This is a genomic window from Oleiphilus sp. HI0043, assembly GCF_001634935.1.
Window position 1 is genome coordinate 1 of the sequence record NZ_LWEY01000790.1, and the last position, 652, is coordinate 652.

The 652-nt window shown below is 46.2% G+C and carries 1 protein-coding gene; it reads left to right on the forward strand.

Features of this window, described 5'->3' with window-relative positions; translation table 11 throughout:
* Positions 1–652, forward strand: a 652-nt coding sequence (gene cobA, locus A3729_RS09085; RefSeq protein ID WP_068633707.1) for a uroporphyrinogen-III C-methyltransferase, incomplete at both ends; no start/stop codon positions are given.

Sequence of the window (652 nt, forward strand, 5' to 3'; positions counted from 1 at the left end):
GTGAGGGTGTTGATGGTATTAATGCGAGAAGGCGCTTTTGGGAAAAACACTTGGAAGGTAAGTTCTCTGAGTTGGTTTTTTCAGGAAAGGAAGAAGACGCTGTTGACCTATTAGAGTCTGCCATTGAAGATCTTTCTTCTACTGCGCCAAGTAATGACGGTGAGGTTTACTTGGTCGGCGCAGGGCCCGGAGATCCCGACTTATTAACGTTCAAGGCTTTGCGCTTGATTCGCCAGGCAGATATCGTTTTGTACGATCGTTTGGTATCTGAACCAATATTAGAGCTTGTCAGGCATGATGCGGAGCGTATTAATGTTGGAAAGGAGCGTTCAAATCACCTTGTCCCACAAGAGTCGATTAACGAATTGCTTGTTAAGTACGCAAAGCAGGGTAAGAGAGTACTGCGTTTGAAAGGCGGCGACCCATTTATATTTGGTCGTGGTGGCGAAGAAATAGAAACGCTGGCAGAAGAGGGAGTGAGTTTCCAGGTTGTGCCAGGAATTACTGCTGCATCGGGCTGTTCCGCTTATTCAGGCATACCTTTAACTCATCGCGACTATTCTCAATCGGTACGTTTTGTTACTGGCCACTTAAAGAACGATACTTGTGATCTTCCCTGGCATGAATTAGTTCAGGAGAATCAGACCCTGGT